Origin of the sequence: Microvirga pakistanensis, from assembly GCF_004458765.1 — a bacterium.
In the GTDB taxonomy this organism is placed as follows: Bacteria; Pseudomonadota; Alphaproteobacteria; order Rhizobiales; family Beijerinckiaceae; genus Microvirga; species Microvirga pakistanensis.
This window is the reverse complement of the sequence record NZ_SPJX01000029.1, coordinates 130,287-153,400: the sequence shown is the minus strand read 5'-3', so window position 1 is coordinate 153,400 and position 23,114 is coordinate 130,287. Positions and strand designations below refer to the sequence as shown.

General features: G+C 61.8%; 23 protein-coding genes and 4 pseudogenes. 18 read left to right on the top strand and 9 right to left on the bottom strand.

The genetic code is table 11. The features are described 5' to 3' along the window. Window positions 1–23 precede the first annotated feature (23 nt). The 4 genes from E4K09_RS02335 to E4K09_RS02315 all read left to right on the top strand — a co-directional run bounded on the left by E4K09_RS02335 (window position 24) and on the right by E4K09_RS02315 (window position 3,000). The gene (locus E4K09_RS02335) at window positions 24–329 is read left to right on the top strand and encodes a DUF1330 domain-containing protein (RefSeq protein WP_134494858.1); all 306 of its coding nucleotides are present in this window, start codon (window positions 24–26) and stop codon (window positions 327–329) included. 52 nt (window positions 330–381) lie between these two features. Beyond that, entirely contained in the window at window positions 382–1,152 is a 771-nt protein-coding gene (locus E4K09_RS02330; RefSeq protein ID WP_134494856.1) for a LysE family translocator, read from the top strand. Between the two features lie 153 nt (window positions 1,153–1,305). Further along, window positions 1,306–2,298: a nitrilase family protein gene (locus E4K09_RS02320; RefSeq protein ID WP_134494853.1), complete on the top strand. Its 993-nt coding sequence runs from the start codon at window positions 1,306–1,308 to the stop codon at window positions 2,296–2,298. A gap of 51 nt (window positions 2,299–2,349) precedes the next feature. Next, window positions 2,350–3,000: a class I SAM-dependent methyltransferase gene (locus E4K09_RS02315; protein ID WP_342211327.1), complete on the top strand. Its 651-nt coding sequence runs from the start codon at window positions 2,350–2,352 to the stop codon at window positions 2,998–3,000. A 200-nt stretch (window positions 3,001–3,200) separates the two neighbouring features. Here the strand turns inward: E4K09_RS02315 and E4K09_RS02310 are convergent, their stop codons facing one another. Further along, window positions 3,201–3,683: a GNAT family N-acetyltransferase gene (locus tag E4K09_RS02310; protein WP_244610323.1), complete on the bottom strand. Its 483-nt coding sequence runs from the start codon at window positions 3,681–3,683 to the stop codon at window positions 3,201–3,203. Window positions 3,684–3,772: 89 nt separating this feature from the next. Next, window positions 3,773–3,994 (bottom strand): hypothetical protein, encoded by a 222-nt coding sequence (locus tag E4K09_RS02305; RefSeq protein ID WP_134494851.1) that lies wholly within the window; start codon window positions 3,992–3,994, stop codon window positions 3,773–3,775. Between the two features lie 214 nt (window positions 3,995–4,208). Here E4K09_RS02305 and E4K09_RS02300 point away from each other — a divergent pair, with 214 nt between their 5' ends. Both E4K09_RS02300 and E4K09_RS02295 read left to right on the top strand, forming a co-directional pair. Further along, the gene (locus tag E4K09_RS02300; RefSeq protein WP_134494849.1) at window positions 4,209–4,739 is read left to right on the top strand and encodes an alpha/beta hydrolase; all 531 of its coding nucleotides are present in this window, start codon (window positions 4,209–4,211) and stop codon (window positions 4,737–4,739) included. A gap of 63 nt (window positions 4,740–4,802) precedes the next feature. Beyond that, on the top strand, window positions 4,803–5,243 hold the full coding sequence (locus E4K09_RS02295) for an acetyltransferase (RefSeq protein WP_134494847.1): 441 nt from the start codon (window positions 4,803–4,805) through the stop codon (window positions 5,241–5,243). A 32-nt stretch (window positions 5,244–5,275) separates the two neighbouring features. Here the strand turns inward: E4K09_RS02295 and E4K09_RS02290 are convergent. Both E4K09_RS02290 and E4K09_RS02285 read right to left on the bottom strand, forming a co-directional pair. Further along, window positions 5,276–5,416, bottom strand: a pseudogene (locus tag E4K09_RS02290) (IS3 family transposase); the annotation flags it as partial. Between the two features lie 117 nt (window positions 5,417–5,533). Continuing rightward, complete coding sequence (locus E4K09_RS02285) at window positions 5,534–5,944, bottom strand: DUF2382 domain-containing protein (RefSeq protein ID WP_134494845.1); 411 nt, start codon at window positions 5,942–5,944, stop codon at window positions 5,534–5,536. A 501-nt stretch (window positions 5,945–6,445) separates the two neighbouring features. Here E4K09_RS02285 and E4K09_RS02280 point away from each other — a divergent pair. From E4K09_RS02280 to E4K09_RS02250, 7 genes are all read left to right on the top strand, one after another. Beyond that, window positions 6,446–7,594 carry a M20 aminoacylase family protein gene (locus E4K09_RS02280; RefSeq protein WP_134494843.1) on the top strand — a complete coding sequence of 383 codons (1,149 nt, stop codon included), beginning with the start codon at window positions 6,446–6,448 and terminating at the stop codon, window positions 7,592–7,594. A gap of 76 nt (window positions 7,595–7,670) precedes the next feature. After that, window positions 7,671–8,597: a LysR family transcriptional regulator gene (locus E4K09_RS02275; protein WP_244610322.1), complete on the top strand. Its 927-nt coding sequence runs from the start codon at window positions 7,671–7,673 to the stop codon at window positions 8,595–8,597. 124 nt (window positions 8,598–8,721) lie between these two features. Further along, window positions 8,722–9,633, top strand: coding sequence for an NAD(P)-dependent oxidoreductase (locus tag E4K09_RS02270; protein ID WP_134494841.1), 912 nt, complete (start codon window positions 8,722–8,724; stop codon window positions 9,631–9,633). 7 nt (window positions 9,634–9,640) lie between these two features. Continuing rightward, entirely contained in the window at window positions 9,641–11,179 is a 1,539-nt protein-coding gene (locus tag E4K09_RS02265) for an aldehyde dehydrogenase family protein (protein ID WP_134494946.1), read from the top strand. A gap of 305 nt (window positions 11,180–11,484) precedes the next feature. Continuing rightward, window positions 11,485–12,318, top strand: coding sequence for a DUF3100 domain-containing protein (locus E4K09_RS02260; protein ID WP_134494839.1), 834 nt, complete (start codon window positions 11,485–11,487; stop codon window positions 12,316–12,318). Continuing rightward, window positions 12,315–12,827, top strand: a complete 513-nt coding sequence (locus E4K09_RS02255) for a hypothetical protein (RefSeq protein ID WP_134494837.1) — start codon at window positions 12,315–12,317, stop codon at window positions 12,825–12,827. The genes E4K09_RS02260 and E4K09_RS02255 overlap by 4 nt, the downstream gene beginning before the upstream one ends. A gap of 201 nt (window positions 12,828–13,028) precedes the next feature. Further along, window positions 13,029–13,925 (top strand): DMT family transporter, encoded by an 897-nt coding sequence (locus E4K09_RS02250; RefSeq protein WP_134494835.1) that lies wholly within the window; start codon window positions 13,029–13,031, stop codon window positions 13,923–13,925. A 569-nt stretch (window positions 13,926–14,494) separates the two neighbouring features. On the opposite strand, the gene E4K09_RS02245 is transcribed toward E4K09_RS02250, so the two are convergent. Further along, window positions 14,495–15,466, bottom strand: coding sequence for a zinc-binding dehydrogenase (locus tag E4K09_RS02245; protein WP_134494944.1), 972 nt, complete (start codon window positions 15,464–15,466; stop codon window positions 14,495–14,497). Window positions 15,467–15,629: 163 nt separating this feature from the next. Continuing rightward, window positions 15,630–15,833, bottom strand: a pseudogene (locus E4K09_RS02240) (LysR substrate-binding domain-containing protein); the annotation flags it as partial. A gap of 13 nt (window positions 15,834–15,846) precedes the next feature. On the opposite strand from E4K09_RS02240, the pseudogene E4K09_RS02235 reads away from it, so the two are divergent. Both E4K09_RS02235 and E4K09_RS02230 read left to right on the top strand, forming a co-directional pair. Then, a pseudogene (locus E4K09_RS02235) lies at window positions 15,847–16,479 on the top strand (SDR family oxidoreductase); the annotation flags it as partial. Between the two features lie 15 nt (window positions 16,480–16,494). Next, a pseudogene (locus E4K09_RS02230) lies at window positions 16,495–16,864 on the top strand (Atu4866 domain-containing protein). A 174-nt stretch (window positions 16,865–17,038) separates the two neighbouring features. Here the strand turns inward: E4K09_RS02230 and E4K09_RS02225 are convergent. From E4K09_RS02225 to E4K09_RS02215, 3 genes are all read right to left on the bottom strand, one after another. After that, window positions 17,039–17,773, bottom strand: a complete 735-nt coding sequence (locus E4K09_RS02225; RefSeq protein WP_166802112.1) for an MIP/aquaporin family protein — start codon at window positions 17,771–17,773, stop codon at window positions 17,039–17,041. 82 nt (window positions 17,774–17,855) lie between these two features. Next, complete coding sequence (locus E4K09_RS02220; RefSeq protein WP_134494831.1) at window positions 17,856–19,172, bottom strand: family 1 glycosylhydrolase; 1,317 nt, start codon at window positions 19,170–19,172, stop codon at window positions 17,856–17,858. 207 nt (window positions 19,173–19,379) lie between these two features. After that, complete coding sequence (locus E4K09_RS02215; protein ID WP_134494829.1) at window positions 19,380–20,171, bottom strand: alpha/beta fold hydrolase; 792 nt, start codon at window positions 20,169–20,171, stop codon at window positions 19,380–19,382. Window positions 20,172–20,497: 326 nt separating this feature from the next. Between E4K09_RS02215 and E4K09_RS02210 the strand changes: the two genes are divergently transcribed. From E4K09_RS02210 to E4K09_RS02200, 3 genes are all read left to right on the top strand, one after another. Next, the gene (locus tag E4K09_RS02210) at window positions 20,498–20,812 is read left to right on the top strand and encodes a hypothetical protein (RefSeq protein ID WP_134494827.1); all 315 of its coding nucleotides are present in this window, start codon (window positions 20,498–20,500) and stop codon (window positions 20,810–20,812) included. A 452-nt stretch (window positions 20,813–21,264) separates the two neighbouring features. Beyond that, the gene (locus E4K09_RS02205) at window positions 21,265–21,684 is read left to right on the top strand and encodes a CopG family transcriptional regulator (protein ID WP_134494825.1); all 420 of its coding nucleotides are present in this window, start codon (window positions 21,265–21,267) and stop codon (window positions 21,682–21,684) included. Window positions 21,685–21,778: 94 nt separating this feature from the next. Then, the gene (locus tag E4K09_RS02200; protein WP_134494823.1) at window positions 21,779–23,062 is read left to right on the top strand and encodes an extracellular catalytic domain type 1 short-chain-length polyhydroxyalkanoate depolymerase; all 1,284 of its coding nucleotides are present in this window, start codon (window positions 21,779–21,781) and stop codon (window positions 23,060–23,062) included. Window positions 23,063–23,114: the final 52 nt, after the last annotated feature.

Here is a 23,114-nt window from a genome sequence, read left to right as displayed (position 1 = left end):
GTGAGCGACAGGAGCAGCAAGCCATGAGCGCCTTCTACATCTTCGACAATCGGGAGATCCGGGATCCCGCAGCCCTGGAGGCCTACAAGGCGGCCGTGGCGCCGATCACAGGAGCGTATGGCGGGCGCTATCGTGCCCTCGGCGGGGACATCGACCGCACGGAAGGCGAGTGGTCGCCGAACTACCTCGTAATCATCGAATTCCCGACGCTTGAGAAGGCCAAGGCCTGGTATGCGTCACCCGAGTACGCGCCCCTGAAGGCGCTTCGGCTTAAGGCTGTGCGATGCGACGCGGTTCTCGTAGCCGGCTTAGACAGCCAGCCGACCTGAGTCCCGCTTACCACCTCATCCAGCCTTCTCCGCTGCAACGTTCACTATCCACATGACGCCAGCACTCCTCCTGTCCATGGCAGCCTTCTCGCTGGCTGCCTCCATCTCGCCTGGACCCGTCAACGTGGTCGCCCTCTCGGCCGGCATTCGCTACAGCTTTCGCCCGACCATCGGCTATGTCACGGGCGCAACCGTTGGCTTTACCCTTCTGCTGGTGCTGATCGGCTTCGGACTGAACGAGATTGTCACCCGCGTGCCGCAACTGCTCGCCATCGTGCGGTGGGCGGGTGTTCTGTTCCTTGTCTACATGGCGGTCGGATTGGCGTGCGACGATGGCACCCTATCCACGCGGGACATGAAGGGGGCGCCGACGGCCATGGAAGGAGCCCTGCTGCAATGGCTCAACCCCAAGGCATGGCTGGCCTCGATTGCTGGGATGGGAGCCTATGCGGCGGATGGCAACTGGCGACACATCCTTGTATTCGCGACGATCTACTTCCTGAACTGCTACGTCTCCATCGGCTTTTGGGCTTTCGCGGGAGCTGTCCTGCACGGATCGATCGACAGCCCGACGAGCCTCCGTCTGCTCAACCGCATCCTATCGGCTCTCTTGGCTGCCAGTGCCTTGTACCTCGGCCTGAACGCGGCGGTGAAGGGCGGCTCTCTTATAAATCGGAGGCATCCCCGTGCGAGTGTTGGCGGCCCTGCTCAAGCACCTCAAGCGCGCCTGGCTCATGTGGCTCGCGGAAGAGAGTGGATCATGGCGAGCGGAGTTGGAGAGAGATCCGCTGTCCCATCCATCTTTGAGACATATGAGCCCTGAACAGCTTGCCGATCTGCCGTTCGAGCGGCAGGCCGTTCAGAGAAGCCGGCCACATGACGGTGTGGGTCGAAGCCGATACTCAACTCAGTCGTTGAATCAGAGCGAAGGCAGCATTACGCTGTTGCTATCCTGGCCCCTTACCCGGAGACGAGGATGACTAAGGCTTCCTTCAGATGCGGAACGGTTCAGTTTCATCACAAGGCCGACGACAAGAGCTACAACATGTTGGTGGTGGAGCGCTTCTCCGGCGAGGCGGCGGATCAGGGCGTCAAGATTCTCGCCTTTCCGGAAATGTGCCTCACCGGGTACTGGCACGTGCGCAATCTCGGACGCCAACGGCTGGAGGAGCTTGCCGAACCCGTGCCGTCGGGTCCGTCGACCCAGGCCGTTCTCAAGCTCGCGGCGCAATTCGACATGGCCATCGGCGTCGGCCTGATCGAACGCGCCGACGACGGGCGCCTGTTCAACACCTATGTGGTGTGCCTGCCCGACGGACAGGTTCACCGCCACCGCAAGCTCCATGCCTTCGAGAGCGACCACATCGCCAGCGGCGACAGCTATACGGTCTTCGACACGCCATGGGGCGTGAAGGTTGGCGTCCTCATCTGCTGGGACAACAATCTCGTGGAGAATGCCCGCGCCACGGCGCTGCTCGGCGCCGACATCGTCATGGCGCCGCACCAAACCGGCGGCTGCCACTCGCGCAGCCCCCAGGCCATGGGCCTGATCGATCCGGCCCTCTGGGACAACCGGCACACCGATCCCGATGCCATCGAGGCGGAGTTCCGCGGTCCCAAGGGCCGCGAATGGCTGCTGCGCTGGCTGCCGGCCCGTGCCCACGACAACGGGTATTTCCTGCTGTTCGCCAACGGGGTCGGCGAGGACGACGGTGAGGTGCGCACCGGCAACGCCATGATCATCGACTGCTACGGCCGCATCATCGCCGAGACTTGGAAAGCCCGGGACGCTCTGGTGGCAGCCGACCTCGACCTCAGCCTCCTGCCGCTTGCCACCGGCCGGCGCTGGATCCGCGGTCGCCGGCCGGAGCTTTACGGCCTTCTCACGCAGCCGCAGGGCCATGAGCTCGCGCCCCGGCAGGCCCGGTTCTCGGAGGCGCCGGTTGGCATGAATCTGGATCGGTCCTGAGATGCCGATTGTTAGTGTTTCGGCAGCTTGTCGCCCTGAGAGGAGTGCCTCGTGTCCGAAGCGGAGAGGATTGTTGGACTCCATCGGCGGCATGCCGAGGCCTGGGCACGTGACCGAGGCGATCGGTTGATCGAAAAATCCTGGCTCGAGCGGTTTTTCAAACTCCTCCCGCCCGATGCCTCCATACTCGACATCGGGTGTGGTTCAGGAAAGTCGATCGCGAAGTACTTCATTGACCGGGTTTGCAGGGCCACGGGGATCGACTCCTCTCTGGAAATGATCGCGATGTGCGGGAATGCCTTTCCTGAGTCCGAATGGCATATCGGGTTCATGCGAACCCTCGCGCTACCTCGCACCTTCGATGGGATCCTGGCCCGGGACAGTTCCTTCCATCTCACATATGACGATCAGAGACGCATGTTTCCCGTCTTCCGGCGGCATGCCGCCCCGCACGCCGCCTTGATGTTTTCGAGCGGACCGCGGCATGGTGAGGCCATCGGGTCTAATGGGGTGAGCCGCTTTATCACGCCAGCCTGGATACTTCCGAGTACCGCCACCTACCAGTCGCGAACGGCTTCAACGCGGTTGCCCATCTGGCCAAGGATCGGAATTGCGGCGGTCACACCGTCTGGCTCGCCCAGCTACGGGACGACCACTTCGGACGGGAAGCAAGGCCGCCTGCCAGAAAGACCTAATCTGTGAATCCGGAATGTCTCGCCATGGCACGTTCCGGACGAGGGGCGAATTTCACTGCCTGACCCAGAACGGACATTTGCCTCTGACGGTGGCTTGAGAAAAGCGAGGTGGGTTGTCACCAGCGAGCCACACTCCCGCACAATCCACACTTATGGACCTAAGTTGAACCGCCTGGGCTCTCCGATCGCAGAACCATAACACTTTGATCACACTGTCCACTCGTACAAAGCGTCCGGCTCCTTCTCCTCGTTTCCTGCGCCATCGGTCGTCTCTATCAAACGGAACCCATGTCTCTCATAAAAGCTGATCGCAGGGGTGTTTCGTTGGAAGACCCACAATCGCAAGGGTGAGTGAGCCTCCATGGCCTTTCTCAACAGCATGGATCCAACACCCTTCCCTTGAACTTCCGGGCCGACATAGAGATGGCTCACCCAGCCCTCGCGGAAGCCGCAGTAGCCCTTGATTGAGCCTTCTGCATAGACCCACACCTGGTGCTCAGGGAAGAAGCGGTTGGTGAAGTACCAGAGATCTTCTTCTGGTGTGTGCAGATCAGGCAGAAAGGGAAGACAAGTCCGTACGACGTAGCGGTGGAGCCGCGCCACATCACCAGCTTCATCGAACGAGGCCTTCCTGAAGGTCTGCAGCAAGAATGGTGAGTTCGTATCCTGGTCCATATCGGCATCCTGCATCGCAGCTATCCAGCCCTTACATCAAGGGTATTAACCTCGAAGGCTTCTGTCGTCTGCTCCCCCAGCAGAAAGCCTTTTGCCAGGATCTGTCACACGGTGTTCTTGTACGTGCGCGACTGATCCAGCGCATCGACATCACTCATGCTGTGCCAGAGGGTTATGACAATGCAACTGTCACCGCTGCGTTCCATGATCACACCGGCATAGCCCTGCTGCTGGCAGAACATGGGGAGTGAAACTGTTCGGGCGAAATATTCGTACTCGGCAGCGCGTTGCGAATCGACAGCAGTACGCCAGATCCGTGCGATCATGTGGTAGAGCCTGAAGGTCAGTGAGATACACGTTCTCAATCAGAGTGAGCTTCTATCAGACATTGTGATAAGGTCACCGGTGCGGCTTTGCCACTGTAGTCAACAGAATTGTTAGAGTGACATCCTTGGCACCAGCGCATCTCTGGTAACAGCAGGAATGGCGGCCTCGTCGCCAAACAGCCGCCAGACAGCAACACCCGGTTGAACCAGGCTCATGAAGTGCATCATCCTCACCGACATCAATGGCTTGCCGACCAAGGAGACCTGCTTTCTTTCCGGCTCGGATAGGCTTCTCTCGATCGAAAGAGTGGGCTTGGCTGAGCTTCTCGGCATTTCCCGCCAGGGCGAGGATCTTCATCGCGCTCTCATCGAAGGCGGCTTCGATGTGGCTGCCGCAAAAGCGTTTGACCTCTTCAAGGAAGCGGATATCGGTCTGGGCTACAGCTCCGGCGGAGCTGTCCTCTGGAAAAGCGTTCTGTGCGGTCTTCAGTTGCAGCGCCTCGTTTGCATCTCCTCGACACGCTTGAGAGATGAGGATCCGAGCAGGATGTCCATTCCAACCCTTACAGTTTTCGGCGGCCGGGATGCCGCTCGTCTCCCTGCTTCGTGGGGCACAGGCGGCAACCTTCACGTGCTGCATCTCCCGCAGGCCGAGCATGCGTTCTACGGCTCCATGGAGGCGGACTGGCGGAAGTGCCGCGAAACCGTTCTGGGCTTTTTACAACTCAACGGCATCGAGGCCTGAATGGGGTTGCCAGTGGAACCTCGGCTTAATCCCCTATGGACTTGCACCTATGGAGCGCACGGGATGCTGACGATTCGTCCATTACGCCCCTACGAGACGGAAACTATGTTCAACATCTGGCGTACCGCTGTGCAGGCGACCCATAACTTCCTGAGCGAGTCTGATTTTGAGTTCTTTTCCAACATGGTTCGTAACGACTACCTGCCCCATTGCCGGTTCTGGGTCGTCGTTGATGCCTCAGACGCGCCTGTTGCCTTCATGGGCATGACAGGGTCGATGATCGATGCCCTCTTCGTCGCCCCTGATCAACACGGCAGGGGAATTGGACGTCTGCTCGTTGAGCACGCCCGTGGCCTGGAGGATGGCTTGGCCGTTGACGTCAACGAGCAGAACGAAGGAGCGCGCGTCTTTTACCGGAGGATGGGGTTCAAAGAAGTCGGCCGCTCTGAATTGGACGGCACAGGTCGCTCTTACCCGCTGATCCACATGAAGATGGTGGCTTGAGACTCCGCTGCTTCCAAATCGAGCAAGTGGCCTGCCCCAACCGCGACGATCCAGGCCCGAACCGCTTTGGCCACGAACTCGCTGCCGTTGTCGGAACGAACATGGCCCGAAACACCGCGCAGGATAAACAGGTCCGAGAGTACGTCGATCACGTCAACGGCCTTGAGCGTCCGGCCCTGCGCCGTCAGCACGTCCATCTGCCGCAGCTTCACGACAATCTCTTCAGCCGTATGCCTCTTCTTGCCCATCTTCAGTCCTCCTTCGGCTCAAAAGCCATACTTCAGGGAGGATCACTTTTCAGGAGGCAGACCAGCACGATGGTTCTCGTCGGAGTGCGTGACCTCGATCTCGTCGCGACGGACGGTGTCCCGCACGGTCTCAATCCTTTGAGTACGCTCCCGGCGCACGACGACCTCTTCCCGCACCTTCGCGCTCTTGCCCACCGCGGGCCTCTCGGACGTCTCGACCATCTCGATCGTGAGCTCGGTCAGGATCTCCCCGGTCACGGCATCGGTGACTGGCTTGCGCCGTTCCACGATGACCCTCTCATTGTGAAGCGACACCTGCTGCTGAACCGGAGTCTCCCCGACAACGCGGCGCACGGTGGTTGTCCCGCTGGTCACGGTGTGCTTGCCCACGACCAAGGTCTCTTCGGCGAGCGGATTTCGGGACTGACTGAATGTCGGAGAGCGGTGGCGCAGATACTAGGAAGACAATCTCGCAACAGCGAAGGGATTTGCTGCGTCGCAACATGGCAACGGCCCTGAACCTGACCGGTGCCCTGCTTCCCGGCAGTTTCGGGCGTTGACCCGCTGGACGGCGTCGCCATTCGAGTTCGGCGATCTCTATGCCACCAGAACTGGATTGCGCAGCATATCAGCTTTCAGACGTGATACTGCCTAACAGTTCCAGAGGCAGCCTTCCGGGAAATCGATCCAAAACTAGGAGAGTCCGGTACTGGCACGAGGAAGACGAAAACTGAACTTCCGGAGCCATAGGGTAAGCTGACTCTTATAACGCCAAGCCCAACGGCTCAGTTTGACCCTGAGCCGCCTTTCAGGCATCCAGCTCATTGCGCGAGTATTCCTCAAGCCGCTACGATGGGTCCAAGAGTGTTCCAATTAGAGCAACGCAGCCATCCCGAAACGACACTAGCGCCCTCTGCGCGGCTTCTGAATCATTGACTCTGTCGATTACAGGGGATGCCCATGAAATCAGATGAAATCGCCGAGACAATCTCATGGCGGCATCATTTGCATCGTAACCCGGAGCTCGCCTTCGAGGAGCATGAGACTTCCTCTTTCATTGCCCGTATGCTCGACTCGTTTGGCTTGAAGGTCTCCACAGGACTCGCGGGCACTGGTGTGGTTGGGACGCTGTCGAGGGGCACTTCCGGCCGTTCCATTGGGATCAGGGCCGATATGGACGCCCTGCCCATCGAGGAACTCGGCCAGGCCCCGTACAAGTCGCTCAGGCCGGGCAAGATGCATGCCTGCGGCCATGACGGCCATGTTGCCATGCTGCTCGCCGCGGCCCGGGCCTGCGCCCAGTCCGGGCGGTTCGATGGCACCGTCCATTTCATTTTCCAACCGGCCGAGGAGAATGAAGGCGGCGCGCGGCGCATGGTGGAGGACGGGCTGTTTACGGAGTTTCCCTGCGATGCCGTCTACGCGCTCCACAATTGGCCCGGGATTCCGGTGGGGTCATGCGTCGCCCGAGACGGCGCAATGATGGCGGCCTTCGGCACGTTCGAGATCGTGATCGACGGAGTCGGATCGCACGGGGCCATGCCGCATGAGGGCGCCGACCCAATCATGGCGGCCTGCACCCTGGGAACCTCCCTGCAAACGATCGTCAGCCGGAACGTGTCGCCCCTGGAGCCTGCTGTTGTTTCGATTACGCAGATTCACGCGGGCGAAGCCTGGAACGTCATTCCGCCCAGTTGTGTCATCCGCGGCACGACACGATGGTTCGATAACGCCGTCGGCGACCTCATCGAGAGCCGCCTGGCCGACCTCACCAACTCGGTCGTGAGCGGCTTCGGATGCAAGGCCACGGTCAGATACGAGCGGCGCTATCCTCCGACCATCAACGATGCCGCCGAGGCGGCATTTATACGCTCCGTGGTCGGTGCCCAGACAAAGATCAGGGTCGAAACCGTCTCGCCGAGTATGGCCGCCGAAGATTTCGCCTTCATGATGGAGGCTCGGCCGGGATGCTACCTGTGGCTTGGAAGCGGCCGTGACGGAGCGAACCCTGGCCTCCATTCCCCCTACTTCGACTTCAATGACGAGGTCATCCCCCACGGCGTGGACCTTTGGCGCAGGGTGGTCGAGACGAGGCTCTCCTGAAGCAATGAAACGAATTGACAGCATAGCTTCGAAATAGGGGCTTGCCGAAAACGTGCGCCAATGCTGACTGTGCGTCATGTCCTTGGATGCGTTAGACACCCGCGCGCTTCGCCATTTCCTGGCCGTGGTCCGGACCGGCTCGATCAGGGCCGCCGCAGACCATATCAGCATTGCGCCCTCGGCGGTGAGCCGCCAGATCGCCGATATCGAGCACCGCCTCGGCCTGCCCATCTTCGAGCGGACGGCCAGGGGCGTCGTCCTCACCGAGGCGGGTGAACTCCTGGCGGAGCATGCCAAACGCATGGTCGAGGATGAGGAACTCCTGCGGGAGCAACTCGGTCGTCTGAAGGGCGTCAGGCAGGGGCTTGTCAGGATTAGCTGCGGAGACGGGTTCGCCGCGGACATGATCGCGAACGGGCTCAGGACCTTTGCCCAGATCTATCCGGATATCCGGTTCACGATCCACCTTGCCGGAACCGCAGGCGTGCTTGCTGCTGTCTCAGATGGCGATGCCGACGTGGGCCTCGTCTATAATCCCGTCATCGACACCAGCATCCGGTCGATCGCCATCGCGAGGCAGCCTCTTGCGGTCATAACCCCACCGGACCACCCGCTCCTAACGCTGCCGAGCATTAGCTTGGCTGAGAGCCTCGCGTACCCCTGTGCATTGCTCATTCCGGGCCACGGTGTCCGTCAGCTCGTCGGGCGCGTGGCGGCCGATTGCGGGCTTGCCTTGTCACCTGCGCTGGAGACCCCCTCGATCGACGTTCTCCGCCAGTTTGTCCGCGCCGGGCTCGGGATCACGTATCTCCCCCCGTTCGCGGTTGATGCGGAGTTGGCCCGCGGCGAGGTCGGCGTCGTCAGGCTTACGGATCCGCTGCTGGTAGAGGCAAGCGCCCACATCATCGTGCGGGCGCGGCGGCGCCTCCCAGTCTCAGTTGAGCAACTGGTCGGTCACATCGCACGCGAAATGGTCGCATTCCAGGTGAAGCATCCTTACTGATTTGGCGTGTTGCTGCCCCGGCAACACCTTGTTCTTTCCTTTCGTCTTGCTGGCAGGAACTCCGTCCCTGACTGTTGACCGAGCATCGGATCGCCCGGAGGCGGTCTGGAGGAAGGAGCAGCGAATGAGCGAACAGGATCGTGAAACCGTCGGGGTTATCGGCCTTGGAAGCATGGGCCTGGGGATGGCGCAGACGCTCGTCGGCAAGGGTTTCCGGACCCTGGGCTACGACGTTTCGGATGCCCGTTGCGATGCCGCCGCCGCGGCGGGGGTCGAGCGCGCCCGGACAGCCGAGGATGTCTTCGCCGACGCGAGCTTCGTCGTGTTCTCGCTTCCTTCCGCGCGTGAGGTGGAAGCAGTCGTGAAAGCTCCGGGGGGCCTGCTCGAACGCAAGGGTGCCAAGCGGGTCATCATCATCGATACGTCAACCTCGGAGCCGGATGTCAGCCGGACCCTTGCTGCGGAGCTGGCTACCGCCGGGCACGGCTTCATCGACGCACCCGTCAGCGGAGGCCCCCTGGGGGCCAGCTCGGGCAATCTCACGATGATGATCGGCGGCAGCGAGGAGGACGTAGCTCTGGCTCGCCCTGTCATCGAGGCGATGGCCTCCAAGATCCTGCATGTCGGCCCGACCGGGGCCGGAAATGTCGCGAAGCTTGTCAACAACATGCTCGTGGCGGCTCACATGCTGACCACCAGTGAGGGACTGCGGCTTGCGGCTGCTGCGGGCGTGGATCCCGACTCGGCCCTGCGGGTCGTGAACGCCGCCACCGGGCGATCGGCGCTCAGCGAGATTCACTTCCCGAAATGGATCATGTCGGAGCGTTTCGACAGCGGGTTCTCGATGGGGCTGATGCGCAAGGACGTGCGGCTCGCCCGGGAGCTGGCGGAGCGGGTCGGGGTCGATCTCCCAATTGCCCAGGCCGTTTCACGGCAATGGGGATCGGAAAGCGAGCACTTGGCCGATACCGACGACTTCACGCGCATGGGCGCCGTTTCGCCCGCTCCCGTCTCCTCCAGCAAGAAGGTTGCCTGACATGAACATGCCCCTTGTTAGTGTTGACAGCAGCGCACGCGTTCTCGAACTCCTCCAGGATCTCCTGCCGTCGAAGGAGATCGGAAGCCTTGTCGCCGGTCAGATCCTTCCCGGAAATGGAGAGGCAGTCGAGCTGGTCGACCCTGCAACCGGCAAGGTCTTCCTGACCTATGCCGATGCCGGATCGGCCGTGGTCGATGCGGCGATGGAGGCTGCCAGGGAGGCACAGGGCCGCTGGATGGCGCTGACCGCATCGGCCCGTGGTCGGGTGATCTGGGAGATCGGCAGGCTCTTGCGCGAGAATGCACCGGCCATAGCCGAACTGGAAAGCCGGACCGCAGGCCAGCCGATCCGCGACACGCGCGGCCTGATCGGCAAGGTTGCCGAGATGTTCGAGTACTATGCCGGATGGTCCGACAAGATGTACGGTGACGTCATCCCCGTACCGACTACCCATCTCAACTATACTCGCCACGAGCCCTACGGCGTCGTGGTGCAGATCACCCCTTGGAATGCGCCTTTGTTCACGGCGGGCTGGCAGATCGCTCCGGCCATCTGCGCTGGCAATGCCGTTGTGCTCAAGCCTTCTGAACTGACCCCGCTGACATCCCTCGTCCTTGGGGCCCTCTGCGAGCGTGCCGGAGCTCCGAAAGGCCTCGTGAACGTCATTGCGGGCGTTGGCCACACGTCCGGCCAGTATGCGGTCGCACATCCGAAGACCGCCTTAGTGGTGTTCGTCGGCTCGGCAGCGGCCGGTTCCGCCATCGCCGCAACAGCGGCCCGCAATGCAGTGCCCTGCATCCTGGAACTTGGCGGCAAGTCGGCCAACATTGTCTTTGCCGATGGCGACCTTGACCGAGCTGTCGTCGGCGCCCAATCGGCCATCTTCGCGTCCGCGGGGCAGAGCTGCGTGGCCGGATCACGCCTGCTCGTCCAGCGCGCCGTGCATGCCGAGTTCGTTGAGAAGCTCGCGAAGGCCTCCGAGAGGATTCCCGTCGGGGCCCCGCTCGACGACCAGACCCAGATCGGCCCGATCAACAACGAGCGGCAGTGGAAGAAGATCGACGAGATGGTCCGGCAGGGCATATCGGACGGCGCCCGGCTGGCGACGGGGGGGCGCAAGCCTGCACATCTCGAGGCAACGGGCGGATTCTACTATTCCCCGACTATCCTGGACCGTGTTGCCCCGACGATGGAAATCGCCCGAGAAGAGGTCTTCGGACCTGTTCTGGCGGTAACGCCGTTCGATGATGAGGCCGAGGCGATTTCCATTGCTAATGGCACTCCGTACGGTCTCGCGGGAGCTGTCTGGACCGAGAACGTCGGGCGTGCACATCGCGTGGCGGCCAACGTCCGCGCCGGGACCTTCTGGATCAACGGGTACAAGACCATCAGTGTGATGTCTCCCTTTGGTGGCTTTGGCCGCAGCGGCTATGGCCGTTCCAGTGGCAGGGAGGCTCTCATGGCCTATACGCAGACGAAGAGCGTGTGGGTGGAAACCGCCGAGGATCCGGCAATCACGTTCGGCTATCACCCCGTCGATTGAGCCCCGACAATCCGGCGGATGGGACTCAGGTCGACCTGAGTCCCATCCGCCATCGCAAAGGGCTTCACCTTGCGAGTTCGCGTCCCGATTGGAGGCGCATCGCGGCAATCCTTACAGCCTGGGTTGCCGCTCGATGAGAGGGCATCTGGCACGTCGCACCTTACGGCGTTGCCCAATCGGCAACACCTCGTTACGAATAAGTGATCTATTCGCCTGTTATGCCGACTTCATACTTCGTAGCCGCCTCATAAGGGAGGCAGAGACGAAAAGCGGTCCAGCCGCATGTGCTCGAGGGAACTAGAAATATGGCACAGACAACATTGGAGAGATACGGAGGGGTCGGGCTACACCTCTTCGTTTTGGGAATCGTGGTGGTAGCCGAGTCCATAGGGTTGATCCGGATTCCCATCGGCATCGCTGCCGTGATCCTTTTGCCGATCCTTTATGCCTTCGCGATGGGGATCATTCTGAACCCGAATATCATGAAAGGCACTCGGCGCGTCCTGTCCGGCAACGCCACAAAGGTCGCCGGCACCATGATCGCCATCTCTATCATGCCGTTCATCGCAAAATTTGGGACGACGGTCGGACCGCAGATTCAAAAGGTGATCGAGACCGGACCGGCCCTGGTGCTCCAGGAGATCGGCAACCTGGGCACCATCCTCGTTGCCTTTCCAGTGGCCGTCTTCCTGCTCAAGATGGGACGTGAGGCGATTGGGGCCACCTATTCCATCGACCGTGAACCGAACCTGGCCTTGATTGCGGACAAGTATGGGCTCAACAGTCCCGAGGGCGCCGGGGCGATGGGTGTCTACGCGACCGGAACGATCATCGGCACCTTCGTGTTCGCGATCATGCCGCCCCTGATTCACGGTCTCGGAATCTTTGACGTCAGGGCACTCGCAATGTCGTGCGGAGTGGGGTCCGGCAGCATGCTGGCAGCCTGCACGGGCGCACTCGTGTCGGCGGCGCCCACGGACAAGGATATGATCCTGGCCCTGGCGGCGGCGAGCAATATCCTTACCTATGCGACCGGCCTCTATGCCGGTGTGTTCGTCGCACTGCCGCTGACCGAATGGCTGTACCGGATCAGTCGCGGTGAACAGACGTCGAGCATTTCCCGGGAGGCGCAGTCATGACGATTGAAACCATCAAGAACACCGCTGTATCGGCGGATATCCTGAACGTGGAAGATGAACGTCGAATCGATTTGGCGCATCACGCGTTGCTCCTGCTGGTCGCCTGCGTACTCGGACTGATCAGCAACTGGGTCGCAACCAAGGTCGACCCGATGACCGCACTGCCCGGGATGGCCTTTCTATATGCGATCTCGATCGTGGGGCTTCTCCTGGCAAAGTTCGTGCCCTTCTATCTTCCTAGCGTTGCGTGGATCTCGCTTGTCGCGATCCTGGTAACGATTCCCGGTGTGCCGGGCTCAGCCTTGATCGTTGAGCAGGTTGGAAAACTGAACTTCCTGGCTCTGGCAACGCCGGCGCTTGCATACGGTGGCCTGGCGCTGACGCAGAACGAGTTCCAGATTGCCCGCACCTCAGGCTGGAAGATCGTCATTGTTGCGATCTGCGTCATGTTCGGAACCTACATGGGCTCAGTCGTGGTCGCAGATGTGACCCTCAAGCTTTTCGAATGAGAAGCGAACGGGCACCTGCTGGCGGGCAAGTGTCTCAGGCAGTATTCTCTCCACTCTGGGCTGCTGACCAAGGCAGCCCATTTTTCTTCGAGAGGGAACTACGCGGTGAGTCAACAGGGTTCAAGTCGGGCCCGCATCTGCATGCCTGCCCACCGCTTCCAGCAGTTGTGCTGCTCCATGCGGGTAGGTTAACCCGATAACATGGCTTTGCGCGACTTCTTCTTGATGCTCCTTGTCTGCCTGCTGTGGGCAGCACACACCGTGGTGAGCAAGATCGTGGTGACGGGCATGGAGATCCCGCCTCTGTTCTATGCCGCTGTTCGTTATGGGATTGTCGCAGTCTTGGCCCTGCCGTGGCTTCTGCCTGTCCCACGGCCCACCTGGCGTATTCTTCTTGTCGGTTTTCTGATGGGCGGCGGCGGCTTTGCCCTGTTCTTCCTCGGCATCAAGACAGCCAGCCCGTCGAGCGCTGCGGTCGTGACGCAGCTTGGGCTTCCGATCACAACCCTCCTGTCCGTCGCCATGCTCGGCGAGAGGATCTACTGGAAGCGAGGGCTTGGAATAGGGCTGACGTTCGTGGGCGGTGTGCTCGTGATGTGGAATCCCAGCAGCGGGCTCCCAATCTCGGGCGGGTTGGTTCTTATCCTGGGGGCAGCAGCCGCGGGATCGCTGGCGGCCGTGATGATGAAGCAGATGGAGGGTGTCCAGCCGCTGCGGTTCCAGGCCTGGGTCGGGCTCGCATCCGTGGCGCCGTTGGCCATCCTGACAGCGGGCCTCGAGACTGATCAGATCCCTCGGGCAATGGCAGGGGGCTGGGCTTTCCTGGCGGCTCTGCTGTTTTCGGCGCTGATCGTATCCCTGATAGCCCACACCATCTACTATGATTTGATCGGAAAGTACCCGGCCAACCTGATTGCGCCTCTGACGATCATGAATCCGCTTATAACCGTGGTTCTGGGAATCCTTGTGACGGGGGACCAGTTCGACCTGCGAATGGCCCTCGGCACCGGGATCGCTCTCTGCGGCGTTCTGATTATCACCGTGAGGCGCAACCATGTCATGCCGCTGGCGGCGCTCGTCTGGGATCGCCTTAGGTAAGTGGTCGAAGCATTGCTGCCTCTCCATCAATCATCCCGGGTGCGGGATTCTGTTCTGCGATTGCTTCTGCATCTGTGTGACCATCATCGAGAATGTCCGGTGCTGGCACGCCTGAGACCTAAGCTCGAAGGCAGCAATCCTCACCGAACCGCGCATTCCGAACATGCGGGAAATCTCGCTTCCGACCTACAACAGACGTTACCAATAGCTGTGGCTCAGCGGAGGTGCGTTCAGTCGATCGGAAACCTCTCGAATGCGTGCGGTACGCAGCGGGAACTTGCCACGCACGCGTAGCGTCTCGAAGGGACCGAGCCGTATCAGGCCGTATCGACGGCAAGTGGCGTAGAACATGGCAGGTTGCTCCAGGTCTTGAAGGAGCAGAGATCGCCCGGACCAACTCGATATCGGCAACGATCCCGTGCTTCGCACAGAAGTCCGGCAGACGGGATGCCACCTGTACTACTCGAGTCGCCAGCACCCTCGGCGGCTTTCACCGTGCGGGTCGATGCGCTCCACCATCGCGGTGGTGTCCCTGATACGCCACCCTTGCCTTGCTCCTGCAAGCCTGATCAGCGCCCGCGTAGGACAACCTTGCCCTTGCGACCGGGTTCGTTACTGGCGCTCACGGCCTCGGCGATTCGATCGAGCGGAAGGGTGGCGTCGATCGGGAGCGTGAGCTTGCCATCGGCGGCGTCGGCAATGACTTCCTCGAGTAGGCCGCCGATCACGTCGGGCGCGAGGCCTGGCTTGGCACCCCAGAAGCCTCGAATGGTGATCTGTTGGAAGATTGCAACAGACGGCTCTATGCGGATCGGCTGGCCGCTCAGGGCACCGAAGATGACGATCTCGCCGCCGTCGGCCACCAGACGCGCAAGTTGCGCGGGGCCGTCCCCACCCACGGAGTCCAGGCCGGCGCGGATCGTTCCATCGCCGACAAGATCGCGGGCGCGCGCTTCCCAGCCGGGCTGCTCGGTCGACACGACGTTTGTGATGCCGGCGGCGGCAAGTTCGGCGACTGCCGCGTCACGCCGAACAAGGCTGAGCACGTTGACGCCCTTTTCCGCCCCGAAGCGCGAAAGAAGGCGTCCGACGGCGCCAGAGGCACCGTTCTGCACGAGCCAGTCGCCGCGCTGAAGGCCAAGGTCGGCGAGCACCATCTTGGCGCTGAGGGGCATGGCAATGAGCTGACAAGCGGTCTCATCGTCAATGCCATCGGACACGGGGCGTGCGTGCCTCGCATCGACCAGGTAATAGTCGGCCCAGGTCTGCTGGCCACCGCCGATCACGCGCTGCCCGACTTGGAGGTTCTCGACCCCGGCGCCGAGTTCCTCCACCACGCCGAGCGCCTCCGTACCACCGATCGCCGGCAGCGGCGGTTTGATGCCATACGTGCCAGCTATGGTCATCAGGTCATGATTGTGGATGGGAGACAGGATCATCCGGACCAGCGCCTGCCCCGGCCCGGGAGCCGGCCGCTCACGCTCGGCAAGGGTCAGCACCTCAGCCGGATCGCCGAACCGTTCGAATACAATGCTGTGCATGAGCAATCCCTTCTTCTGAAGAAGTTCTTCAATTAGGTTGGGTGGTCCTGAGAGCAAGATTTAGCACGCGCCGGTGGTCGGATTTATCCCAAAAGCGCAGATCCACTTTAGGGTCCGATGCTGTAGCGTCGATCTCCTCCTCGTGGCCGAAGCCGAAAGGGCGCTAACGTCGCGTTGCGCGCAGGTAATCCACGAGAACCCGTAACTTGAGCGGCAAGTTGCGGCGGGTCGGATAGTAGAGGTAGAAGCCAGGCAAGGGCAGGCAGAACTCTTCGAGGAGGGGCACAAGTTCAGCTCGAGCAATATAGGGGCGGAAGATTTCCTCCATCCCAAAGGTCAGACCTGCTCCCGCGCAAGCCAATTGGATTCATCGCCCTCATGTCGGCGCACGCCGGACAGAGCGTCTGCAAGACCTCGTCAGCCGTATCGAGGCATCCGGCGGAGGCGCCCGGGCCCACCGGCTTGACGTGACCTTACGAGACGACTTCGCCAGGGTGGTGTCTGCCACGCTCGAGGAGTTCGGTCGTATCGATGTGATCGTCAACAATGTAGGCATCATGCCGCTCTCCCGTCTCAACGCTCTCAAAGTGAGCGAGTGGGACCAGATGGTGGACGTGAACATCAAGGGTGTTCTGAACGGCATTGCGGCTGTGCTGCCTGTCATGGAGGCTCGAGGCTCTGATCACATCATCAATATCGCGTCCATCGGTGCACATCGCGTGTCGCCGACGGCGGCAGTCTACTGCACGACCAAATACGCAGTCTGGGCGATTTCGGACGGCCTCCGGCAGGAGACGGGTCGGTTGCGGGTCACGGTGATCTCGCCTGGCGTGGTCACGAACGAGTTCGACGTGACGATCTAGGACGAGAGCGCTCGAGAGACCACGTGCGAGTACCGCAGGACTGCGATCGATCCGGACTCCATCGGACCAGCGATCCGCTATGCGATCGCGCGGCCACCGGAGGTGGACGTAAGTGAGGTCATCGTTCGTCCGACTGCGAGTTCTCATTGAAGAATGGAGCGTACGATGCCAAGGAGAACTCTCCCGCTCGTCTTTGCTGCCGCAATGGTCAGCGCACCATGGGCGCTCGGCCAGCCTGCGAGCACCAATCAAACCTTCGTCAAGGGACCAACAGAGATGGCAGGTCACCCTTATATCGGTATGTGGGTCACAAAGGACGGCCACATCCGCCAGGAGCTTCTCCCGAATGGCCGTTACGACGAAGCGCGGGGCACCCGCAGGAGCGCCTATCGGGGGCGCTACGAGATCCGCGGCACCAAAATCGACTACTGGGACGATACGGGAGTTCACGGCCGACGGTGAGTTCATCGACGACGTGCTCCACCACGGCGGAATGCTGTTCTACAGAGAAGGGCAGGCAGAACGACGTCCATGATCCTCAAGACGATCCCAGTCGAGGTCCTGTGCTCCTCGACGGGGAGCTAGTGTCCGTTCACGGCACGAGGCAGACGAAAGCCGAACGTCCGTAGTCATAGGATAAGCTGACCTTCGTAAGGCCACGCTCAACGGCTCAGGTTGACCTAGAGCAGACGCTCGACGCGCGGTCTTACTACGGGTTGTCGGCACGCCAAGCCTCCATATGAAAGTGAAACAGGCGGGCGGCTGTCGCGCGAGGCAGGCGGACAGCTTCAATACGGACGAGCCCGGCATACAGGACCGATCCGAGAGAAGGCCCCACTATGTAGATCCATGGCTCCAGGGGCACATGGGCTACAAGTGCCGGCCCAAACGAGCGCGCCGGGTTTGCGCTCGCACCTGAGATCGAAGCTTCCAGCCATACCAGGAGCGACATGATGGCGGGCAACACGAGTGGGGTGAACCGCCGAGTGCGCAGGTGAGCCGCCGTGGTAAGGATTGCGAGGATGAGCAGGAACGTCACTCCGGCCTCGCCCAAAATGGCGAACCAGACCGGGACGTCCGGGCCCGGCTGCGTTGCCCCAAACGCAACGCTTCGTCCCATATGGCCCCAAGCCAAAAGTGGCACGGCTCCGACTACGCTGCCTGCGAACTGCGCCAGGATATAAAGAGCCGCGTCGCGCCACGCCAACTTGCCCTCCAGCCAAAACGCGAGCGTGACCGCGGGGTTGATGTGTGCACCGCTGATCCGGCCAATCGGAGACACCGCAATCAGGGCGCCAACTGACCCAAACAATCCTCCCGTCAGAAACAGGCGCAGTCCTTCGGCCGGGATCAGCTTCGATCCGGGACTACCCTGCCCGAACATCAGGATCACCACTGACACCCCAAGGAAAACCAGAAGCGCTGTGCCGATGAACTCGGCCACATACAGAGCCGGATGCAACCGAGACGGCGGAAAGGGATCGCCATGAAGAGGCCGGTCCCGGGCTGGCGGCGCGGGCACAGGTTCAGCCCGCATGATCGGGCATCGTCTGCGATGCCATAGCCCCGCGGCGCAAGTCCTGGGCCGCTTCCTGCTGGGACATGGCATGCGCACCGCCGAACTGACTCGGCTGAATGATCGGGAGTGTGAGACACACGCTCTGCGTCGGCAAAACCCTGCGCCATCTTTGGATCAATTGCTGATAGGCCCGACCGACGGGTCGGATATTCCGATCAAGATCATAGAGGCCGAGGGGATTGACCCGGCCGTTGTCTTCACGCAGCGCCGTATCCCAGTCGACCTGGTCCGTCAGAGAATACCACGTGAACCCGACGATCGGGACGCCGCTGTTGCGGACTCGCATGACATTGGCCCACTCCTTCCGCAGCCAGTTTGCCGCCTCGTCACTGTTAGCGCCCTGTGCCAGGTTCGTCTCAGTGTGCATGACCGGGAGACGATAGCGGTCGTAGTATTGCCGGGTGATCTCGGCGTATCCGAAGATTTCTCCTGCCGCCCAGGTTCGTCCATCGGGCGCGACCCGATGCTCGTTCGTGATGTAGTAGTCGTTCCCCATGATGCAGTGCTGGCGCAGATGATGGGTCAGGAAGAACTGGTACTCATCGCGCGTCATGCCGTTGTCCAGGAGGAACTGGTACATCTCGGAGTCGACGCGGCGGCCATAGTTGAGGTCGAGAGAGAGGAACCGGCGCGCGTTCAGCGTCTCGGCGTTCCCGATCGCATCGGGCTCGTCGGCATGGAAGTATTCGGACGACTCGCTCTGGATGAAGATCGCATCGGGACGGATCTCTAGGATTGCCGCCATGGCCAAAACATTCGCCTTCACGATGTGCTTGAGCGCCGTCACGAAAGCCGCGTCGTTGGCAAGCTGTTCATTCCACCACCCATACGCCGCTGAGAAAGTCGCACAGATGAACATCTCGTTCACGGGTGTATAGAGCTGCACCCACGGAAACCGCTGGGCGAAGGCACGGGCATATTCGGCGAACAGAGCCGGAAAATCGGGGTTCTGGAAATTGCCGATCCAGTCAGGCACCCCGAAATGGCAGAGATCGACGATGGGAACGACGTCGAGGCTCTTGAGCACGCCGAATGCCTCGTCCGGAAAGCTCCAGTCATACGAGCCGTGGCCGAGCCACGCGCGGTGGATCGCCGGCCCGTAACGCAGGTAGCGGATGTCGAGTTCCTGAAGGAGTTCGAAATCATTTCGCCAATGCGCGTAGTGACCGCACTTTTCCATCTCGTCGACCCGGACGCTGCCGCTCTTGATCGTCGGATAGCTGTTCTCGATGCCGGTCGCGAACATGAACCAGGGTGCTGCCATTGCGGGCCTCCAACTAGGACTCACCAAGCCTCTGGAGCAAAGCGGCCGGGCGCATACGCCCGGCCGGCGCGGAATTTTGGCCTTTTACGAATCATATGTTGATTAGACGCTGCCGCAAAGGCACGCCGCAGCAATGGGCCGCCTCGAATGGCGTACTCCCATCCGTCATGCTGGACCACCGGGCGGGCCGAGCCAGGCGGCCCCTGGTCACAGGCGGGCCGTCCCGCTCCCGGTGCGGCCGCACCGCTGGGTGACGAAGCCCCGGACCGCCGTCGCGACCTCTTGCGCGGCCTCGAACGGAAGGAGGTGCCCGGCTCCTGCAATCTCGAGGCGGGCGGCGTCGGCCAGGCAGGGCATGACCTCGGCGGCGATCACCTGGGGCTGAATGACTGGGTCGTCACTCCCCCCCAGCACCAGAGCCGGACAGGCGACGAGCCCGGCCTGTGCCGTGATGTCTTCGCGGCTGCCCTGTGCGAGCCACCAGTGCCAGGCCTCGGGCGAGGTTAGAAGATTGTCCTCGATGCAGACCGCAGCGTCGTCCGCCCGGATGGGGCGCCGTGTGATCGTGCGGAGGGTTTGCTCCGCCGAGGCGCGATCACCATGCGTCGCGAGCAGGCGGCTTCGTTCTCGCTCGTCCATTGGTTCGGGCGAGGGAGGCGAGGGGGCCACGAGAACCAGTCCAACCAAGCCCGGAGGGTTCGCGGCCGCGCAGGCGAGCGCTAGCTTGCCTCCCATCGAATGGCCCACGAGAACGTAGTTGTCGAGGCGATGACCGGAGATGCGCATCGCGACCGCCTGGGCCACCATGTGCACGCTGTACGCAAGCAGCGGCGCCGAATGGCCGAAGCCGGGGAGGTCAATGCTCAGGCACCGACCGCTGCTCGATAGATCTCTGGCGACATGGGCCCAGGACCGCAAGGAGCCGCCGAAATAGTGAAGGAACACGAGAGCAGGAGACCCGCCGCCTTGATCTTCCTCATGCAGGGTTGGTCCGTTCATTTCTCTCACCGTCGGCCGCGCGAGCCGTCGTGCGCCCCTATCGCTCCGGTGGGTTGACGGAAGCGGTGCAGGCCCCGGGGATTCTGAAACATCTGCGGTATGCCGCCAAGACAAATTTCGTGAAGGGCGCCCGGCTTCGGCCAGATCCGAGCCGGGCCGAACTAGGGATCTCGCCTATAGGCGCTCCAGCGCTGATGATTCCGTTGTGTTATAAGAGCAGGAGCCACACCCGCCGGCTGAGGATACTGCTATGATGGCCCCATGTCGTAGCGATGCCACGGGGCTCCCGCGCCGGAGGGATCCTACGTTCGCTCCTGATTGCCGGGGTGCTTGCCGGCGCCGACGGGCTATCGGCCGCGAAGGCTGCGGAACCGTCCGAGTCCGGACCGGCCCTCGAGGCGCGGATTGAGGCCGGCGACAGTGCGGGTGGAGGGTTGACGCTGGCTTTGATCGGTCAGCTTCAAGCGGCTGGGAAGGAACTTCCCGCCTGGACGGAGTACATGGTGACGGTGTTGATCGATGGAACAGCCATCGCCGTGAGTGGGCCATTCCTCACCTTGGGCGAAGCAGTCAATCAGGCCAACCAGCAAGCCAGGCATTATGCGCTCGACCCGGTCTACTTCAGAAGAGAGCAAGCCTGAGAGGTTGAGGGGAGGGGCTCCGTGCCCTCCAACCAAGCATGGGTTGCGGCCTCGCGGGCAGTCTTCTCGTCCTCAAAGCCACGCCCAGTGGGCTGCTCAAAGCCGCAGACGTGACACTGAACCGCGGCGGCGAAGCCACCATCACTCATGGCGAAACTCAAAACGGATGCTGCATCGCAGGAGCACTGCGGACAGAACCTCTGGCCCATGCGGCTCTTCCTTTCCCTAGCGATTGCGGCTGGTTGACGTGAGACTAACGCATACAGAGCCGCTTTCGAGCCCGGACAGCCGCGACAAATTTGTGCAGTGCAACCGCCGTATTCCGGAAACCTGTCCTGTGGACATAGACGCAAAGCAGGTGCCGGATTGAGGGAATACCTAAAGTTGGGGCTTGAACTCGCCGCCGCCACCATCCAGATACCATCCATGCAGATGGCTAACGGATGATAAGGATGGCGAACAACGTGCATGAACTTCGGCCCAAGGCCGGAGACAGCGAGAAGATCACGATCAACCTGGGCTATGTCGACCTCGGCCATATCGATCTCCTCGTCGAGGAGGGTTTCTACTCCAACCGAAGCGACTTCATCCGCACAGCCATTCGAAACCAGCTCGATCGGCACACCGATGCCGTCAGGAAGTCGGTCGAGCGACACCAGCTCGACCTGGGCCTGCGCCACTACAGCCGCCAGGACCTGGAAGCCGTGCAAGCGGCCGGCGAAGTGCTGCACATCCAGGTTCTTGGCCTCGCCAGTATCGCTGGTGATGTCACGCCCGAGCTGGCCCGGCAGACAATCGCCTCTCTTCATGTTCTTGGCGCCTTGCACGCCAGCCCGGCCGTGAAAGAGGCGATCAAGGACCGCATGCGCTGACCATCCGATAGCCCCTGCCGCAGCATCGAACCTGCCCAACCCTTCCTACGAGGAAGGGATCGGCCTCGCCTTGTCCAACAACAGGATCAAAACCATGAACGCACAACCGAACATCGACATGCTCGAGGCAACCCGCCTCACCCGCGAAGGCCGGCTCGCAGAAGCCATGGCTCTCCTCCAGGGAGGGCTTGTCCAGGGAGGACTTGCGGGTGCTCATCCAGCAACGACCTCAAGCGGCGTTGGCGGAGATGGAAGCAAACGCCCAGCAGGGCATTTTTCTCGCATCATCGATATGGTGCCGCCATCCGCCGGGGGAGGGGCCTGGACCCCACTGAAATTCGACCTCCCACACGGTGCTCCTCACCGTCTTGGTGGTCTGGCCGGAGCGTCGGGCCAGCGCCAGATGCCGGAGGTGCTGCGTGGCCTCCTCGACCGCATGGGCCAGCCCGGTTCCGGCCTTGGCCTCGATGGGCTCGTTGGACCTATTCCAACCCGTGCACCGGCCCCGCTGCCGGAGGGGGCCCGTTTCGAGGAGCGGACCTTTGCCAACGAGGCGGGAAGCCGCGCCTACAAGCTCTACATCCCCAGCGGCTACACGGGTCAGCCTGTGCCGCTCGTGGTGCTGCTGCACGGCTGCACCCAATCGCCCGACGACTTTGCCGCTGGAACTCAGATGAACGAGCTGGCCGAGGAGCAGACGTTTCTGGTGGCTTACCCGGCGCAGGCCCAGTCCGCCAATGTTTCCAAGTGTTGGAACTGGTTCAACGCGGGCGACCAGCAGCGGGATCGCGGCGAGCCGTCCCTGATCGCCGGCATCACCCGTCAGATCATGCGTGACTTCTCGGTCGAGACCGGACGCGTCTATGTGGCTGGGCTCTCCGCCGGCGGGGCGGCAGCGGCGATCATGGGCTCAACCTATCCAGACCTCTATGCGGCGGTCGGCGTCCACTCCGGCCTGGCGTGCGGGGCTGCGCGTGACATGCCGTCGGCGTTTGCTGCCATGCGGCAGGGCGGGGCGCCTCAGAACAGTGGAGCCAAGCAGCCAGTGCCGACAATCGTATTCCACGGTGATCGCGACACGACCGTGAACCCTGTCAATGGCGATCAGGTCATTGCTCAGTCGAAGGCGGGCTCGGATCTGCAATCAACCGTCAGCCAAGGTCAGGCTCCGGGCGGGATCAGCTATACTCGAACGGTCGCGTGCGATGACAGCGGCCATCCGATGCTCGAGCATTGGGTTCTGCACGGGGCAGGGCATGCCTGGTCCGGCGGCAGTCCGGCTGGCTCGTACACTGAGCCTAAAGGTCCCGATGCCAGCCGCGAGATGATGCGCTTCTTTCTTGAGCACCCGAAGCCGAGAGCCACGCCCCCAATGTAGGCACAAAGAGCCCGCCAGATCTTGGTGAGGACTGGCGGGCTCTGATTGCATA

What these genes read in the sequence shown, in the direction of transcription:
- E4K09_RS02300 (WP_134494849.1), top strand. Translation starts at nt 4,209, where the DNA reads ATGAAGTGCATCATCCTCACCGACATCAATGGCTTGCCGACCAAGGAG.
- E4K09_RS02260 (WP_134494839.1), top strand. Translation starts at nt 11,485, where the DNA reads ATGGCACAGACAACATTGGAGAGATACGGAGGGGTCGGGCTACACCTC.
- E4K09_RS02265 (WP_134494946.1), top strand. Translation starts at nt 9,641, where the DNA reads ATGCCCCTTGTTAGTGTTGACAGCAGCGCACGCGTTCTCGAACTCCTC.
- E4K09_RS02270 (WP_134494841.1), top strand. Translation starts at nt 8,722, where the DNA reads ATGAGCGAACAGGATCGTGAAACCGTCGGGGTTATCGGCCTTGGAAGC.
- E4K09_RS02335 (WP_134494858.1), top strand. Translation starts at nt 24, where the DNA reads ATGAGCGCCTTCTACATCTTCGACAATCGGGAGATCCGGGATCCCGCA.
- E4K09_RS02215 (WP_134494829.1), bottom strand. Translation starts at nt 20,171, where the DNA reads ATGAACGGACCAACCCTGCATGAGGAAGATCAAGGCGGCGGGTCTCCT.
- E4K09_RS02320 (WP_134494853.1), top strand. Translation starts at nt 1,306, where the DNA reads ATGACTAAGGCTTCCTTCAGATGCGGAACGGTTCAGTTTCATCACAAG.
- E4K09_RS02310 (WP_244610323.1), bottom strand. Translation starts at nt 3,683, where the DNA reads ATGCAGGATGCCGATATGGACCAGGATACGAACTCACCATTCTTGCTG.
- E4K09_RS02245 (WP_134494944.1), bottom strand. Translation starts at nt 15,466, where the DNA reads ATGCACAGCATTGTATTCGAACGGTTCGGCGATCCGGCTGAGGTGCTG.
- E4K09_RS02295 (WP_134494847.1), top strand. Translation starts at nt 4,803, where the DNA reads ATGCTGACGATTCGTCCATTACGCCCCTACGAGACGGAAACTATGTTC.
- E4K09_RS02205 (WP_134494825.1), top strand. Translation starts at nt 21,265, where the DNA reads ATGGCGAACAACGTGCATGAACTTCGGCCCAAGGCCGGAGACAGCGAG.
- E4K09_RS02280 (WP_134494843.1), top strand. Translation starts at nt 6,446, where the DNA reads ATGCCCATGAAATCAGATGAAATCGCCGAGACAATCTCATGGCGGCAT.
- E4K09_RS02220 (WP_134494831.1), bottom strand. Translation starts at nt 19,172, where the DNA reads ATGGCAGCACCCTGGTTCATGTTCGCGACCGGCATCGAGAACAGCTAT.
- E4K09_RS02330 (WP_134494856.1), top strand. Translation starts at nt 382, where the DNA reads ATGACGCCAGCACTCCTCCTGTCCATGGCAGCCTTCTCGCTGGCTGCC.
- E4K09_RS02255 (WP_134494837.1), top strand. Translation starts at nt 12,315, where the DNA reads ATGACGATTGAAACCATCAAGAACACCGCTGTATCGGCGGATATCCTG.
- E4K09_RS02305 (WP_134494851.1), bottom strand. Translation starts at nt 3,994, where the DNA reads ATGATCGCACGGATCTGGCGTACTGCTGTCGATTCGCAACGCGCTGCC.
- E4K09_RS02200 (WP_134494823.1), top strand. Translation starts at nt 21,779, where the DNA reads ATGAACGCACAACCGAACATCGACATGCTCGAGGCAACCCGCCTCACC.
- E4K09_RS02250 (WP_134494835.1), top strand. Translation starts at nt 13,029, where the DNA reads ATGGCTTTGCGCGACTTCTTCTTGATGCTCCTTGTCTGCCTGCTGTGG.
- E4K09_RS02275 (WP_244610322.1), top strand. Translation starts at nt 7,671, where the DNA reads ATGTCCTTGGATGCGTTAGACACCCGCGCGCTTCGCCATTTCCTGGCC.